The sequence below is a fragment of the Streptomyces brevispora genome (assembly GCF_007829885.1).
GTDB classification, from domain to species: Bacteria; Actinomycetota; Actinomycetes; order Streptomycetales; family Streptomycetaceae; genus Streptomyces; species Streptomyces brevispora.
Window position 1 is genome coordinate 858,607 of the sequence record NZ_VIWW01000001.1, and the last position, 13,784, is coordinate 872,390.

Genomic DNA, 13,784 nt, shown 5'->3' on the forward strand with positions numbered 1-13,784 from the left:
GAGCGGTCAGCCGCCGCTGAGCTCCAGGAGTGCGCCCACCGGGTCGGAGTCCGGTAGGGCACGCGGCCACCACTCGTCCTGGCCCGGGTCGGACTCGTAGCCGTACCAGCGGCCGTCGTGGCCGAAGCGGAGCTGGAGCGTGCCGCCGGGGTGGGTGAGGTGGTTGTGCCAGGGCTGGAAGCGGGGGAAGCCGGCGGCTGCGAGGGCCGGTCGGGCCCGGTCGAACGGGCCCGCCGGGGGGTCCCACTGCGTTTCCAGGACATCCAGTCCCTCGGCCCCGCCCTGGCGCCAGGCGGCGACGGCGCGGGCCAGGTCGGTGGTGTTGCGGCCGGTGGCGGACGCCAGTTCGCGGTACAGGGCGCGGGTGGTGGCGGTGAGCCCCGCGGTGGGGCGGGCGGCTGCCAGCCGGACCGCGTCCTGCCAGGGGGTGAGCCCGGCGAGCGGGTCGAGGCCGGTGGTGAGCAGGGCGTGGGCGCGGGCGGCGGCGTCCGTGGCGAGCTGGTCGAGAGCGAGCGGATCCCGGCTGCCGGGCAGGCTCGGGTACGAGGGCGGCTGCCCGGGGTGCGGCTCCACCGGGAACGGGGCGGGCAGCGGAGGCAGGAAACGGCCGGCGAGCGCTTCCTCCGCCGTTATGGAGGGGGCTGCGGGGGCCGCGGGCCGCTCCCGTGCGGAGTGCGCGGCGTTGCGGCGGCCCAGGTCCTCCAGGAGTTCGCGCTCGCCCCGGCCGCGCAGCAGCAGCAGGACGAACGGGTCGGCGTCCAGGAGCCGGCCCATCTGGTAGCAGAGCGCCGACACGTGCTTGCAGGGCCAGCCGTGGTCGGGGCAGGAGCAGCTGGGGTCCAGGTCGTTCGCCGCGGGGAGCAGCACGACCCCGGAGGCGGCCGCCGTGTCGACCAGGGAGTGCGGCATCTCCTTGCTGAGCAGCGCGGCAAGGTGGCCGGGGCGGGCGGCGACCGCGTCGAGGAAGGTGTCCCAGTCGGCGTCGGTGAGGGTGCGCAGCCGCAGTTCGGCGCGGTAGGGCCGGGGGCGGCTGCCGTGCACATAGGCGACGACGCGGCCCGGGGTGACGGTGACCGCGGCGACATGCCCGCTGTCCGCGTACGCACGGCCACGGGCGAGTCTCGCCTCGTCCATCGAGAGTGCTTCCAGCGCCGCCACCCAGGCCCGGCCCCACCAGCTGTCCGCGAACGGCTCGTCGTCGCCGGACGTCCGCGCGGGTACCGCCTCGAAGGTCCGGCGGAGGTCGTCGGGGCCGGGCCTGGACCGGGCGACGGGCCGCGGGCCGCGGGTGGACGGGACGGGCTGGGAGCGGGGGCTCATGACGGCCTCCGGAGAGAGACGAGATCGGCCAGGTCGCGGTCGCTGAGCTCGGTCAGCGCGGTCTCCCCGGCGCCGAGCACCGCGTCTGCCAGGGCCCGCTTGGCCAGCAGCATCTCGCCGATCCGGTCCTCGACCGTGCCCTCGGCGATCAGCCGGTGCACCTGGACCGGCTGGGTCTGCCCGATGCGGTAGGCGCGGTCCGTGGCCTGTTCCTCGACGGCCGGGTTCCACCAGCGGTCGTAGTGGATGACATGGGCGGCCCTGGTGAGATTCAGTCCGGTGCCCGCCGCCTTCAGGGAGAGCAGGAACACCGGCACCTCGCCGGACTGGAAACGGTCCACCATGCGTTCCCGCTCGGCCACCGGCGTTCCGCCGTGCAGGAGTTGGGAGGGGATCGCCCGCGAGGTGAGATGCGCGGAGAGCAGCCGGGCCATCGTCACGTACTGGGTGAAGACGAGGACGGAGCCGTCCTCGGCGAGGATCGTGTCGAGGAGTTCGTCGAGCAGGTCGAGCTTCCCGGAGCGGCCGGCGAGCCGGGTCGGCTCCTCCTTCAGATACTGCGCGGGGTGGTTGCAGATCTGCTTGAGCGAGGCCAGCAGCTTCATGATGAGGCCGCGCCGGGCGATGCCCTCCGACGCCTCGATGTACGCCATGGTCTCGCGCACCGTGGCCTCGTAGAGCGTGGCCTGTTCGCGGGTGAGGAAGACGGGGTGGTCGGTCTCCGTCTTGGGCGGCAGCTCGGGGGCGATGCCCGGGTCCGACTTCTTGCGGCGCAGCAGGAAGGGGCGGACCAGCCGGGAGAGCCGCTCGACCGCTTCGTCGTTGCCGATCCCGGCCGCCGTGCCGGTGTTCTCCACGATCCGGGCGTGCCTGGCCCGGAACGCCTTGAGGGGGCCGAGCAGTCCGGGTGTGGTCCAGTCGAGCAGCGCCCAGAGCTCGGAGAGGTTGTTCTCGACCGGGGTGCCGGTCAGGGCGACCCGGGCCGGGGACGCAATGGTGCGCAGTGCCTTCGCCGTCGAGGAGTGCGGGTTCTTCACGTGCTGTGCCTCGTCGGCGACGACCAGTCCCCAGCTGTGCGCGGCCAGTTCGGCCGCGCTGGAGCGCATCGTGCCGTACGTGGTGAGGACGAAGCCGCCGTCGGGTTCGGCGAGGGTGCGGTCGGTGCCGTGGAACCGGCGCACGGGTACGCCGGGGGCGAAGCGGTTGATCTCCCGGTGCCAGTTGCCCAGCAGCGAGGCGGGGCAGATCACCAGGGTGGGCGCGGGATGGGCGCGGTGCAGGTGCAGGGCGATGAGGGTGATCGTCTTGCCGAGTCCCATGTCGTCGGCGAGGCAGCCGCCGAGGCCCAGCGAGGTCATCCGGTCCAGCCAGGCCAGACCGCGCAACTGGTAGTCGCGGAGCGTCGCGTCGAGGCCGGGCGGCGGTGCGATCGTGGTGGTGTCGTCGACGATGCGGGAGCGGAGCGCGGCCAGCGCACCGACCGGCACGGCGTCGACCTGTTCGCCGTCCACCTCGGCGCTTCCGGTCAGGGCGACGGCGAGGGCGTCCACCGGGTCGAGCAGGCCCAGCTCCCGCTTGCGCGCCTTGCGTACGAGCGCGGGGTCGACGACGACCCACTGGTCCCGCAGCCGCACCACGGGCCGGTGGGCCTCGGCGAGCACGTCCATCTCGGCCTCGGTGAGCTGCTGGTCCCCCAGCGAGAGCTGCCAGTTGAAGGCGAAGAGCTGTTCGGCGTCGAAGAAAGCCGTGCCGTCGGTGGCCGTCCCCGGCGCCGGCCGCACCACGGCGGCCGCGGTCAGGGAACGGGCCAGCTCCCGGGGCCAGTGCACGCTCACCCCGGCGGCCGACAGCCGGGCCCCGGCAACGCCCAGCAGCTCGTACAACTCGTCCTCGCTGAGGGCCAGTACGTCGGGGACGGGCTGGTCCAGCAGCCGTTCCAGAGGGGCCCAGACGCGGGCGGCGCGGCGCAGCGCGAGCACGGCGTCGATCCGGGCCCGCGGCCCGAAGGGCTCGCCCGCCCCGCCGTTCCACAGTGCGGCGGCGTCGACGACATAGGTCGGGTCGGCGAGGCTGTGCACCTGGGTGATGGCCGCGGCGGCATGCCGCGAGGCGGCCGGACGGCCGCCGCCACGGATCTCCGCCGTGCCGTCGGACCCGGCCGCCGTGTCGCCGGGCCCGGTCATGTCATCGGACCCGGCCCGCGTGTCGCCGGACCCGGTCGTGTCGAAGAGTTCGTACGCCGAGAGGTCCAGGCGCAGTGACACCCGTACGCCCGCGTCCAGTCCGGCCGCGACCTCCACGGCCCACTCCCGGGCGCCGGGCAGGTGCTGGGCCTCCCGGGCGGCGAAAGGCGCCCCCATGGCGAACGCCGCCGCGGGTGTACGGGGCAGGGTGTCGGCCACCGCGTCGAGGAAGGAGCCGATGAGCGGCTCGGGGTCGGGGACCTGCAGGGGTGTGCGGTCGGGGAACGGCACCGCGTACCCCTCGGGAGGCATGGCCGCGGCGACCGCACGCAGATGGGCGATGTCCTCGGCGGCGCGGGGCCCGGCCCGCCAGGCGTCGTGGTCGTCGGGCGTCAGCCCGGGGAGCATCCGGCCGCGGGCCACCAGATGGAGCGCGTGCAGCGCGGCGGCGCCCCAGCAGCGGGTGGCGGGGTGGGCGGACTGCTGGTGCCGGGCACGGGCCAGCAGGGGTACGGCGTCGGCCACGGGAAGCACGAGGGCCGGCACGGTGTGCGGGTGGACGTCACCCTGACCGCCGGACCGGCGGACGATCGTGATCTCGGAGATCCGCCCGCCGGAGCCGGTCCCTTCGGTGAGGCCGGGGCCGAGGACGGGGTCGGGGAGCGGGGCCCCTTCCGGGTCCCAGAACGCGATGCGGCCCTCCCTCGGCAGCGCCGCGGGAAGGAAGACGGCCGCGCAGCGCAGCAGACGGCCGACGGCCGCGTCCTGCGGCGGCGATGCGATGGCCACCGGCCCCTCCCCTCACGTCCAACGCCCTGGTCACGGGCTCCGAGTCTGCGGTCCCCGGCGCCTGAGCGGCACCGGATCGCTCTGACTCGCGAGTCTAGGCGGGGGGTCTGACATTGGACGACGGGCCCGCCACCGCCCCCTCGGTTCGGACGGGGTACGACGGCGGACCCGTGGGCCGGTCACCTCAGTGCCGGGCGAGCGGCTTCGACCCTTTGGAACGGGGCCGGGGCCTCGCGGCGGACGGGCCGGGCTTGGGTACGGAGGCCGTCCGCCCCCCGGACGGGGACGCGGACGGGGACGCGGACGGGGACGCGGACGGGGCTACCCGCGAAGGCGCGGCCTCCACGGGCTGCGCTCCGGCCGACGAGGACGAGGACGCGTGCGCCGGCTCGGGCGCAGGCTCCGGATCGGGCTCCACCGGCGGCAGCGTTCCGGCCGGGGCCGACGGCGCCTGCGCCCCGGGCTGCGGTGCGGCCTGCACGGGCTGCTGCTGCGGTACCGGCTGCTGTGCCCGCTCCAGGAAGCGGAGCAGCTCCACCGGGAACGGCAGCACCAGTGTGGAGTTCTTCTCCGCGGCCACCGCCACCACGGTCTGGAGCAGCCTCAGCTGCAGTGCCGCAGGCTGGGCGGACATCTCCCCTGCCGCCTGGGCCAGCTTCTTCGACGCCTGGAGCTCCGCGTCCGCGTTGATGACCCGGGCACGCCGCTCACGGTCCGCCTCGGCCTGACGCGCCATGGAGCGCTTCATCGTCTCCGGCAGCGAGACGTCCTTGATCTCCACCCGGTCGATCTGTACGCCCCAGCCGACCGCGGGGCTGTCGATCATCAGCTCCAGGCCCTGGTTCAGCTTCTCCCGGTTGGAGAGCAGATCGTCCAGATCGCTCTTGCCGATGATCGAACGCAACGACGTCTGGGCCATCTGGGAGACGGCGAACCGGTAGTCCTCCACCTGGACGACCGCGCTCGCCGCGTCGACCACCTTGAAGTAGATGACCGCGTCCACCCGCACCGTGACGTTGTCCCGGGTGATCCCGTCCTGGGCGGGCACCGGCATCGTCACGATCTGCATGTTGACCTTGCGGAGCCGTTCCGCACCAGGGATCACCATGGTGAACCCTGGTCCTCGCACGTCGTTCCGGAGCCGGCCGAACCTGAGCACCACTCCCCGCTCGTACTGCTTGATGACCCGGGCGGCGGCAACCGTGTACGTGAGACCCGCCAGGATCACCACAACCAACGCGATCAAGAGCTCTTGGACCATGACGGCCCCCTGCCTGCCGGAAACATCGGAACACTCACTTCACTTCACGCCACATAAGACGCTATTACCACGATATGCCCCCTTTGGGTGACGGTCGAACCTGTGTCCGGGCATTCCACCCGCCCGTCGCCCGCCCGGCCGCCTCCCGGATGCCGGGCCGACCCTGAGCGGGCAAGGTGACCAGCGTCAGCACGTACCTCTGTGGCGTACGAGGACGACGTGACGAAGTGCGTACGGATGAGCCGGACGAGACAGACGAGGACCTGCCCATGCCCGTGATCGACAACCGGCGCCGCCGTCTCGGCATCGCAGCCGGGACCGCGCTCCTGACCCTCACCGTCGCGGGCTGTTCGGGCCTCGGCCGGACCGCGGTCGGCCCGGTCACCTACAAGACCGAGCGGAATGCCGTGATCATGGTGAACAGTCCCTTGGTGCGGGGCTGCCACCGGCTCGCCCCCGCGGGCGCCAAGGAAGTGGCCAACAGCACCCTGATCGACATCATCCTGTACCGCACGCGGGACTGCACCGGACCCGGTACGACCTACCTCGCCACCACGCTCACCGACGTGAGGGCGCCCAGTTCCCTGCCCTGGCGCAGCTTCAGCACGGTCCACTGATCCGGCCGGACCGGCTGACCCGCGCCTCGGTCCGCGTCAGTACCCCGGGTAGCGGCCGGGGGGCCACTCGACCGCGTGCTCGAACTCCAGGGACAGGTCGTCGGCCACCTCCGCGATCACCGCCCGGCCTTCCGTGCGCACCAGCCAGGACGGCGGAAGGCGGGTGGCTGCTGCCTGAGCCGGCCGGTACGGACGGGGTCCTCCCCTCCGCGGGCCGGCGGCGCGGGATGGTTCTGGATGTCCAGCCAGCGCAGATAGGCGCGTCTGATCACCGCGGTCTCGGCGCCGCCGATGCCTTTGGACATGGCCCGGGAGTGTGCCCTGATCAGCCCCTCGGCCGTGAAGAGCGTCATCTGGGTGTCGTCCGTGACGCGCCCGACCACCCCGTCCTCGTCGGCCGTGAGGCCGCGTACGCCCTGTTCTCCGTGTGCCCTCCGGATGCCCGCGAGCGACAGGAAGTCCACCGGATTGCCCAGCGCGTCCCCGATCGCCCCGCCCAGCAGACACCCGCGGACCTGGGTCCTTCGAACGAAATCGTTGCCCCATGCCGCGCCGCTCATCGCCGGCACCCCACCATCTCTCGTCGGTCCGCCGCATTCCGCCGCCGCGGGTCCATGCTGGATAGGAGAGGCGATCGCCATGCGTACCGGTAGTGAACCGACGACTGCGCGGAGTGCTCTGCGCATGCGGCTCTGGCTGAGTCTATGGGGCCTGGCCTGGGCCGTGTTCGGCCTGACCGCATTCACCCTGACCGGCCGCCCGGGGTGGGCGGCCGCCTGCGGTGTGCTGGTCGTCCTGGTCCTGGTGGATCTGGCCGTGATCGTCCACCGCATCCACCAGGGCCCGCACTTCCAGCCGGGCCGCTCCGTCCCACCGTACGAACCGGACCACGGGGGACGACGGCCCTACGGGCACTGACGGGCCTGCGCGGCAGCAGGAACGGGGCGGGACGGGACGGGGTGCGGCTCGGCGCAGTCCTCGCCGCGGCACGGGCGGGCGCTCGCGCGCGGCAGCGGGCCTCAGCCCTCCGCGTCGAAGCGGGCCGCCCTCAGGTACTCCGGGTTGGGGTCGAGCGCCGCCGCCAGCCTGAAGTGGCGGGTCGCCCGCTCCGGATGGCCGGCCCGCTCGAAGGTCCGGGCCAGCGCGAAGTGTGCGAAGGCGTTGTCCGGTTCCCGTTCCAGGACGAGCTCGAACTCGAGCTCGGCGGGGCGCAGTTGGGCGGCCGCGAAGAACGCGCGGGCGCGCAGCAGCCGCGCGGCGGTGTTCTCAGGGTGAGAGGCGATCACCGAGTCGAGCAGCTTGACGGCACCCCGGGGATCGCGCGCGGCCAGCAGCTGCTCGGCCGCGCGGAAGTCTATGACGTGGGTTTCCGGGTTCCTCTCGGGCACAGTCGCATCCTTCCCTCGGCCACCACGGTGTGAACGTCGTTCCGGGGCCCGGTATTCCGGTCCGGTTCTGCCCGCCGCTCAGCCCGCCGCGGCCCGCCGCACCAGCTCCGACCAGACCTCGCAGACCTGCGGTTCCAGGGCCTCGACCGGCCCGTCGTTGTCGATGACCAGGTCCGCGACGGCGATCCGCTGCTCCCGGGTGGCCTGCGCGGCCATCCGGGCGCGGGCGTCCGCCTCCGTCATCCCGCGCAGCCGCACGAGGCGGTCGAGCTGGGTCGCGGGGGACGCGTCGACGACGACCACCAGGTCGTACAGGGGGGCGAGACCGTTCTCGACGAGGAGGGGGACGTCGTGAACGACCACGGAATCGGGGCCCGCGGCCCGTTCCAGCTCGGCCGAACGGGCACCGACCAGCGGGTGGACGATCGCGTTGAGGGTGGCGAGCCGTTCGGCGTCGGAGAAGACGATCGAGCCGAGCTTCGGCCGGTCCACGGTTCCGTCCGGGGTCAGGATCCCGGTGCCGAACGCCTCTACGAGAGCGGTGTGCCCGGGAGTCCCGGGCTCGACGACCTCGCGCGCGATCCGGTCGGCGTCGATGAGGACGGCTCCGTGGCCGACGAGCAGCCGTGACACTTCGCTCTTGCCGGCGCCGATACCACCGGTCAGGCCCACTTTCAGCATGGGCGGCAGCCTAGTGCCCGATGCGTGGGGCGGACCCGCCGCCCCGCGTCGCCGTACCGGAGCGGCCGGGGGACGCGGGGCGGTGGTGCCGGCCGGTCAGCTGTCGCCTTCCCGTTCGGCCAGGAACCGCTCGAATTCGAGGCCGATCTCATCCGCGGACGGCAGGTCCACCGGTTCGGCGACCAGGCTGCCCCGGGTCTCGGAACCCGCCAGTGCGTCGTACTGGTGCTCAAGGCCCTCGACCAGCGAGACGAGTTCCTCGTCGCCCTGACCGATCTGGCGGTCGATCTCCGTCTGGGTGCGGTGCGCCTCGGTGCGCAGCGCATGGGCGATGGCCGGCAGGACCAGCCCGGTCGCGGCCGTGATCGACTCCAGCGCGGTGAGCGCGGCGTCGGGGTATGCGGAACGGGCAACGTAGTGCGGTACGTGGGCGGCGACGCCGAGCACGTCGTGTCCGGCCTCCATCAGCCGGTACTCGACGAGGGCCTCGGCCGAGCCGGGCACCTGCGCCTCGTCGAACGGGCTGCGGTGGCCGGGCATGAGGTCGGTGCGGTTGCCGTGCGGGGTGACGCCGACGGGGCGGGTGTGCGGGACGCCCATCGGGATGCCGTGGAAGTTGACCGCGAGGCGCACGCCGAGCCGCTCGACGATCTGCTCGACGGCGGCGGCGAACCGCTCCCACTCCACGTCGGGCTCGGGCCCCGACAGCAGCAGGAACGGGGCCCCGGTCGCGTCCTGGACCACCCGGACGTCCAGCGTCGGGGTCTCGTACGCCGTCCAGCGGTCGCGCCGGAAGGTCAACAGGGGGCGCCGTGCGCGGTAGTCGACGAGGCGGTCGTGGTCGAAGCGGGCCACCACCTGGTGCGGCAGCGATTCGAGCAGGCCGTCGACGATCTGCTCTCCGGTCTCACCCGCGTCGATGTATCCCTCGAAGTGGTACAGCATGACCAGGCCGGCCGACTCCTGGGCAAGCGCCATGTCGACGACAGCCAGGCCCTTCGGGTCCCAGTCGTACAAACTCTGCGGATCAGCCACGGTTACCGCTCCTCCTTGTGTTCCTGAAGAAGAACGCCCCGAGGTGCACGGGCATTCCCGCCCGCGCCCCTTCACCGGGGTGTGTACCCACGTACCCGCGAGTGCAGTGCGGTGACCGCCTTCCGTACCGAAGTGAACGCCCCGCGCCGCCGGGCGTCGGCGTGGCTCAGGCAGTCACCCTTGAAGCAGACCCGCGCCCCGGACCGACGGGCCGAGGTCGTGGCCGGTTGCGGCGAGGACGCGCCTGGCGCCCGGGGAGCGCCACGGGCGTCCGGTCCGTGGGCCGACCGGCCAGGCGTTGGCGTCCATGTTGGCGAACACCTCGACGGGGAAGCTGAGTTCGTGACAGCGCTCGAGGGTGCCGCCCACTGCGGAAGCCGACCGGGTCCGCAGTGGATGGTGAAGTTACGGGCGCCCGCACGGGGCTCCCGTTCGGATCCTTCAGGTTGCCGGGGTCCCGGCACGGCCGGGTCACGAGTCGTCAGTTGCTCGCGCATCCCGCGCGGTTCCCTCCGTTCACCCCGTCCACCACGCCCACCACACCCAACCGCAATGGTCCAGACCTTGACACGGCATCACTCCGTCCCTACGTTCACTGGGCAGAACGTTCAGACACTCGCCCCACGTTCACGTACGAGAACCCTGAACTCTTTGACGGGAAGGCCCCCATGCGCACCCGCACACTGCTCCCCGCCCTGCTGGCCACCGCCCTCGCCACCGGCGGCCTGGTCCTCGTCTCGGCCGCCGCCGCCGACGCCGCGACGGTCATCGAGGTGAGCACCGCGGCCCAGCTCAAGTCGGCCCTCACCGCGGTCGGCCCCGGCAGCACGATCCACCTCGCGGACGGCACGTACACCGGCAACTTCAAGGCGACCATCCCCGGCACCGCCTCCGCGCGCATCACCCTGACCGGCTCCGCCGGGGCGGTCCTCACGGCCGGCGGCGGCTACGGACTGCACCTCAACGGCGCCTCGTACTGGACGGTGAAGGGCATCACCGTCTCCGGCGGCCAGAAGGGCATCATGGCCGACAGCGCCAACGGCGTCGTCATCGACTCGGTGACCGTGCACGATCTCGACATGGAGGGCGTCCACTTCCGCAAGTCCAGCAGCGACGGCGTCATCAAGAACTCGCGGATCTACGACACCGGGCACGACGGCCGCGGCATGGGCGAGGGTGTCTACGTCGGCACGGCGGGCGATCTCTCCGACAAGAGCGACCGGGTCCAGATCCTGAACAACACCATCGGCCCGGGCGTCGGCGGCGAGAACGTCGACATCAAGGAGGGCACCACGGGTGCGCAGATCGTCGGCAACACCTTCGACGGCAGCGGGCTGACCGGGGCCAACTACGACGACTCCTGGGTCGACGTGAAGGGCAACAACGTCCTGGTCGCGGACAACCGCGGCTCCCGTACGACCAACAACGGCTACGAGACACACACCCAGCAGAGCGGCTGGGGCTGCGGGACCGTCTTCCGCGGCAACACCTCGGACCTGTCCGGCTCGACGGGCGACAAGCAGCTCGCGTTCAACATCACCAACTACAGCACGAGCTGCCCCACTACGGTCCGCGGCAGCAACACCGTGACGGGCGGCAAGGGCCTGACCAACATCACCGTCACCCCGTAGGCCGCGTCGCGGACATGAGTGAGGCCCGCCCCCCGAAGGGAGCGGGCCTCACTTTCATCTACTGCGACCGATGACCGGCCGGAGGGTCAGAGCGTCAGCTCTGGCCGCCCGCCAGCTTCTCGCGCAGGGCAGCCAGGGCCTCGTCCGACGCCAGGGCGCCGGCGTTGTCCGCGGACTCCGAGGAGTACGAACCGCCACCGCCGCCACCGCTGCCGCCCGAGGCAGCCGGGGCGCCGCCGGCCGGGGCAGCAGCGCCCTCGGCAGCAGCGGCCTCGTCGGCCTCGCGGGACTTGATGACCTGGGCCTGGTGCTGCTCGAAGCGCGTCTGCGCCTCGGCGTACTGGGTCTCCCAGACCTCGCGCTGAGCCTCGAAGCCCTCGAGCCAGTCGTTGGTCTCGGGGTCGAAGCCCTCGGGGTAGATGTAGTTGCCCTGGTCGTCGTACGACGCGGCCATGCCGTACAGCGTCGGGTCGAACTCGACCGAGGCCGGGTCGCCACCGAAGGACTCGTTGGCCTGCTTCAGCGAGAGGCTGATGCGACGACGCTCGAGGTCGATGTCGATGACCTTGACGAAGATCTCGTCGTTGACCTGGACGACCTGCTCCGGGATCTCCACGTGGCGCTCGGCCAGCTCGGAGATGTGGACCAGGCCCTCGATGCCCTCGTCGACGCGCACGAACGCACCGAACGGAACGAGCTTGGTGACCTTACCGGGCACGACCTGCCCGATCTGGTGCGTCCGGGCGAACTGCTGCCACGGGTCTTCCTGCGTCGCCTTGAGCGACAGGGAGACGCGCTCGCGGTCCATGTCCACGTCGAGAACCTCGACGGTGACTTCCTGGCCGACCTCGACAACCTCGGAGGGGTGGTCGATGTGCTTCCAGGACAGCTCGGAGACGTGCACGAGACCGTCGACGCCACCCAGGTCCACGAAGGCACCGAAGTTGACGATCGAGGAGACGACGCCGGAGCGGACCTGACCCTTCTGGAGGGTCGTGAGGAACGTCTGGCGGACCTCGGACTGGGTCTGCTCGAGCCAGGCACGGCGGGACAGGACCACGTTGTTGCGGTTCTTGTCCAGCTCGATGATCTTGGCCTCGAGCTCCTTGCCCACGTACGGCTGGAGGTCGCGGACGCGGCGCATCTCGACGAGCGACGCCGGCAGGAAGCCCCGGAGGCCGATGTCGAGGATGAGACCACCCTTGACGACCTCGATGACGGTACCGGTGACGATGCCGTCTTCTTCCTTGATCTTCTCGATGGTGCCCCAGGCACGCTCGTACTGAGCGCGCTTCTTCGAGAGGATCAGGCGGCCTTCCTTGTCCTCCTTCTGGAGAACCAGGGCCTCGATCTCGTCGCCGACCTTGACGACCTCGTTCGGGTCGACGTCGTGCTTGATCGAGAGCTCGCGGCTCGGGATGACACCTTCGGTCTTGTAACCGATGTCGAGGAGAACCTCGTCGCGGTCAACCTTGACGATGACACCATCAACGATGTCGCCGTCGTTGAAGTACTTGATCGTCTCGTCGATCGCCGCGAGGAACGCGTCCGCGTCGCCGATGTCGTTGACCGCAACCTGCGGAGTGGTGGCGGTGGTCTCGGTGCTGCTCGTCATGTGGGAAAGGGCTCCGGTACGGACAGTGAGTCGTAGGTACTGCTACGCCGTGAGCCCGTATCGCCTCTGCAGAAGCCGGACAGCCTGGGAAGCGCCGAATCCCGCGGACGGGAGGCGCCTCGTGAACCGAGGGGACATACAACAGATGCGAGCGCGGCCTGCTAGGTCTGAGGCGCGCAGGCTCGCAGCGCAACTTGTAGCATACGGGGGCAGCAGGGCATGGTCAATGCGCGAAGGCGCACACCAGGGGCGGAACGCCCCATACCCGGCACAACTCGTGTTCACCGAGGCCACATCGACCCCGGTGGTGTCCGGACACGCGAGTTCCGAACTCACGGATCCCCCTTGGTACGTACCGCGTACGACGGGGTGAAGGCAAACTACAGCGACGGGCACGATGAGCCAAGAGATCCACCCGGCCGAACCCGAGGCGACACGCCGCAGCGCGGGCGAGGCGGAGAGCAGCCGGGCCAGTCGCGGCTGGTGGGACCGGAACGCCGACGAGTACCAGAGCGACCACGGCGGCTTCCTCGGCGACGACCGGTTCGTCTGGGGCCCGGAGGGGCTCGACGAGGCCGAGGCCGGGCTGCTGGGCCCCGCAAAGGCACTGAAGGGCCTGGACGTCCTGGAGATCGGTGCGGGCGCGGCGCAGTGCTCCCGCTGGCTGGCCGCCCAGGGCGCCCGCCCGGTCGCCCTGGACCTCTCGCACCGCCAGCTCCAGCACGCGCTGCGGATCGGCGACGGCATTCCCCTGGTCGAGGCGGACGCCGGGGTGCTGCCCTTCCGTGACGGCAGCTTCGACCTGGCCTGCTCCGCCTACGGTGCGGTGCCGTTCGTCGCGGACCCGGTCCAGGTGTTCCGCGAGGTGCACCGGGTGCTGCGCCCCGGCGGCCGCTGGGTCTTCTCCGTCACGCACCCGGTCCGCTGGGCGTTCCCCGACGAGCCGGGCCCCGAGGGCCTGTCCGTCGCCGCCTCCTACTTCGACCGCACTCCCTACGTCGAACAGGACGACCGCGGCGACGCGGTGTACGTCGAGCATCACCGGACGCTCGGTGACCGGGTGCGGGACGTGGTGGCGGGCGGTTTCCGCCTGGTCGACCTGGTGGAGCCGGAGTGGCCCGCCTGGAACAGCCAGGAGTGGGGCGGCTGGTCGCCGCTGCGCGGCCATCTGATCCCGGGCACCGCGATCTTCGTCTGCGTACGGGACCGAGTCGTACCGGACTGAGTACGGGACTGCGAACGGGACTGAGTACGGGGCCGGACA

12 protein-coding genes and 1 pseudogene are annotated in these 13,784 nt (G+C 71.7%); 4 read left to right on the plus strand and 9 right to left on the minus strand.

Translation table 11 applies throughout. The annotated features are described in order from the left end of the window. Positions 1-6: 6 nt before the first annotated feature. From FHX80_RS04055 to FHX80_RS04065, 3 genes are all read right to left on the minus strand, one after another. On the minus strand, positions 7-1,320 hold the full coding sequence (locus FHX80_RS04055; protein WP_145762855.1) for an SWIM zinc finger family protein: 1,314 nt from the start codon (positions 1,318-1,320) through the stop codon (positions 7-9). Continuing rightward, a complete protein-coding gene (locus tag FHX80_RS04060) occupies positions 1,317-4,292 on the minus strand; it encodes a DEAD/DEAH box helicase (protein ID WP_145762856.1) in 2,976 nt (991 codons plus the stop codon). Before FHX80_RS04060 ends, FHX80_RS04055 begins: the two co-directional genes overlap by 4 nt. A 184-nt stretch (positions 4,293-4,476) precedes the next feature. Next, the gene (locus FHX80_RS04065) at positions 4,477-5,553 is read right to left on the minus strand and encodes a slipin family protein (protein WP_145762857.1); all 1,077 of its coding nucleotides are present in this window, start codon (positions 5,551-5,553) and stop codon (positions 4,477-4,479) included. A gap of 269 nt (positions 5,554-5,822) precedes the next feature. Between FHX80_RS04065 and FHX80_RS04070 the strand changes: the two genes are divergently transcribed. After that, positions 5,823-6,170: a hypothetical protein gene (locus tag FHX80_RS04070; protein WP_145767059.1), complete on the plus strand. Its 348-nt coding sequence runs from the start codon at positions 5,823-5,825 to the stop codon at positions 6,168-6,170. 149 nt (positions 6,171-6,319) lie between these two features. Here the strand turns inward: FHX80_RS04070 and FHX80_RS04075 are convergent. Beyond that, positions 6,320-6,730, minus strand: a pseudogene (locus tag FHX80_RS04075) (ADP-ribosylglycohydrolase family protein); the annotation flags it as partial. Positions 6,731-6,854: 124 nt separating this feature from the next. Between FHX80_RS04075 and FHX80_RS04080 the strand changes: the two are divergent. Continuing rightward, positions 6,855-7,088, plus strand: a complete 234-nt coding sequence (locus tag FHX80_RS04080; protein ID WP_375884326.1) for a DUF6343 family protein — start codon at positions 6,855-6,857, stop codon at positions 7,086-7,088. Positions 7,089-7,189: 101 nt separating this feature from the next. Here the strand turns inward: FHX80_RS04080 and FHX80_RS04085 are convergent, their stop codons facing one another. The 4 genes from FHX80_RS04085 to FHX80_RS04100 all read right to left on the minus strand — a co-directional run bounded on the left by FHX80_RS04085 (position 7,190) and on the right by FHX80_RS04100 (position 9,643). Further along, a complete protein-coding gene (locus tag FHX80_RS04085) occupies positions 7,190-7,558 on the minus strand; it encodes a tetratricopeptide repeat protein (RefSeq protein ID WP_123469365.1) in 369 nt (122 codons plus the stop codon). A 78-nt stretch (positions 7,559-7,636) separates the two neighbouring features. Further along, a complete protein-coding gene (gene coaE, locus FHX80_RS04090; protein ID WP_145762859.1) occupies positions 7,637-8,239 on the minus strand; it encodes a dephospho-CoA kinase in 603 nt (200 codons plus the stop codon). Positions 8,240-8,335: 96 nt separating this feature from the next. After that, a complete protein-coding gene (locus FHX80_RS04095; protein ID WP_208764576.1) occupies positions 8,336-9,274 on the minus strand; it encodes a PAC2 family protein in 939 nt (312 codons plus the stop codon). A gap of 174 nt (positions 9,275-9,448) precedes the next feature. Then, the gene (locus FHX80_RS04100; protein ID WP_145762860.1) at positions 9,449-9,643 is read right to left on the minus strand and encodes a hypothetical protein; all 195 of its coding nucleotides are present in this window, start codon (positions 9,641-9,643) and stop codon (positions 9,449-9,451) included. Positions 9,644-9,942: 299 nt separating this feature from the next. Between FHX80_RS04100 and FHX80_RS04105 the strand changes: the two genes are divergently transcribed. Further along, positions 9,943-10,905: a right-handed parallel beta-helix repeat-containing protein gene (locus tag FHX80_RS04105; RefSeq protein WP_145762861.1), complete on the plus strand. Its 963-nt coding sequence runs from the start codon at positions 9,943-9,945 to the stop codon at positions 10,903-10,905. A gap of 94 nt (positions 10,906-10,999) precedes the next feature. On the opposite strand, the gene rpsA is transcribed toward FHX80_RS04105, so the two are convergent. After that, the gene (rpsA, locus tag FHX80_RS04110; protein ID WP_145762862.1) at positions 11,000-12,520 is read right to left on the minus strand and encodes a 30S ribosomal protein S1; all 1,521 of its coding nucleotides are present in this window, start codon (positions 12,518-12,520) and stop codon (positions 11,000-11,002) included. A 397-nt stretch (positions 12,521-12,917) separates the two neighbouring features. Between rpsA and FHX80_RS04115 the strand changes: the two genes are divergently transcribed. Then, positions 12,918-13,745: a class I SAM-dependent methyltransferase gene (locus FHX80_RS04115; protein WP_145762863.1), complete on the plus strand. Its 828-nt coding sequence runs from the start codon at positions 12,918-12,920 to the stop codon at positions 13,743-13,745. Positions 13,746-13,784 lie beyond the last annotated feature (39 nt).

Bases quoted from the DNA above. Each gene is read 5' to 3' on its own strand.
- FHX80_RS04080 (WP_375884326.1), top strand. From the start codon at position 6,855: ATGCGGCTCTGGCTGAGTCTATGGGGCCTGGCCTGGGCCGTGTTCGGC.
- rpsA (WP_145762862.1), bottom strand. From the start codon at position 12,520: ATGACGAGCAGCACCGAGACCACCGCCACCACTCCGCAGGTTGCGGTC.
- FHX80_RS04115 (WP_145762863.1), top strand. From the start codon at position 12,918: ATGAGCCAAGAGATCCACCCGGCCGAACCCGAGGCGACACGCCGCAGC.
- FHX80_RS04070 (WP_145767059.1), top strand. From the start codon at position 5,823: ATGCCCGTGATCGACAACCGGCGCCGCCGTCTCGGCATCGCAGCCGGG.
- coaE (WP_145762859.1), bottom strand. From the start codon at position 8,239: ATGCTGAAAGTGGGCCTGACCGGTGGTATCGGCGCCGGCAAGAGCGAA.
- FHX80_RS04065 (WP_145762857.1), bottom strand. From the start codon at position 5,553: ATGGTCCAAGAGCTCTTGATCGCGTTGGTTGTGGTGATCCTGGCGGGT.
- FHX80_RS04105 (WP_145762861.1), top strand. From the start codon at position 9,943: ATGCGCACCCGCACACTGCTCCCCGCCCTGCTGGCCACCGCCCTCGCC.
- FHX80_RS04055 (WP_145762855.1), bottom strand. From the start codon at position 1,320: ATGAGCCCCCGCTCCCAGCCCGTCCCGTCCACCCGCGGCCCGCGGCCC.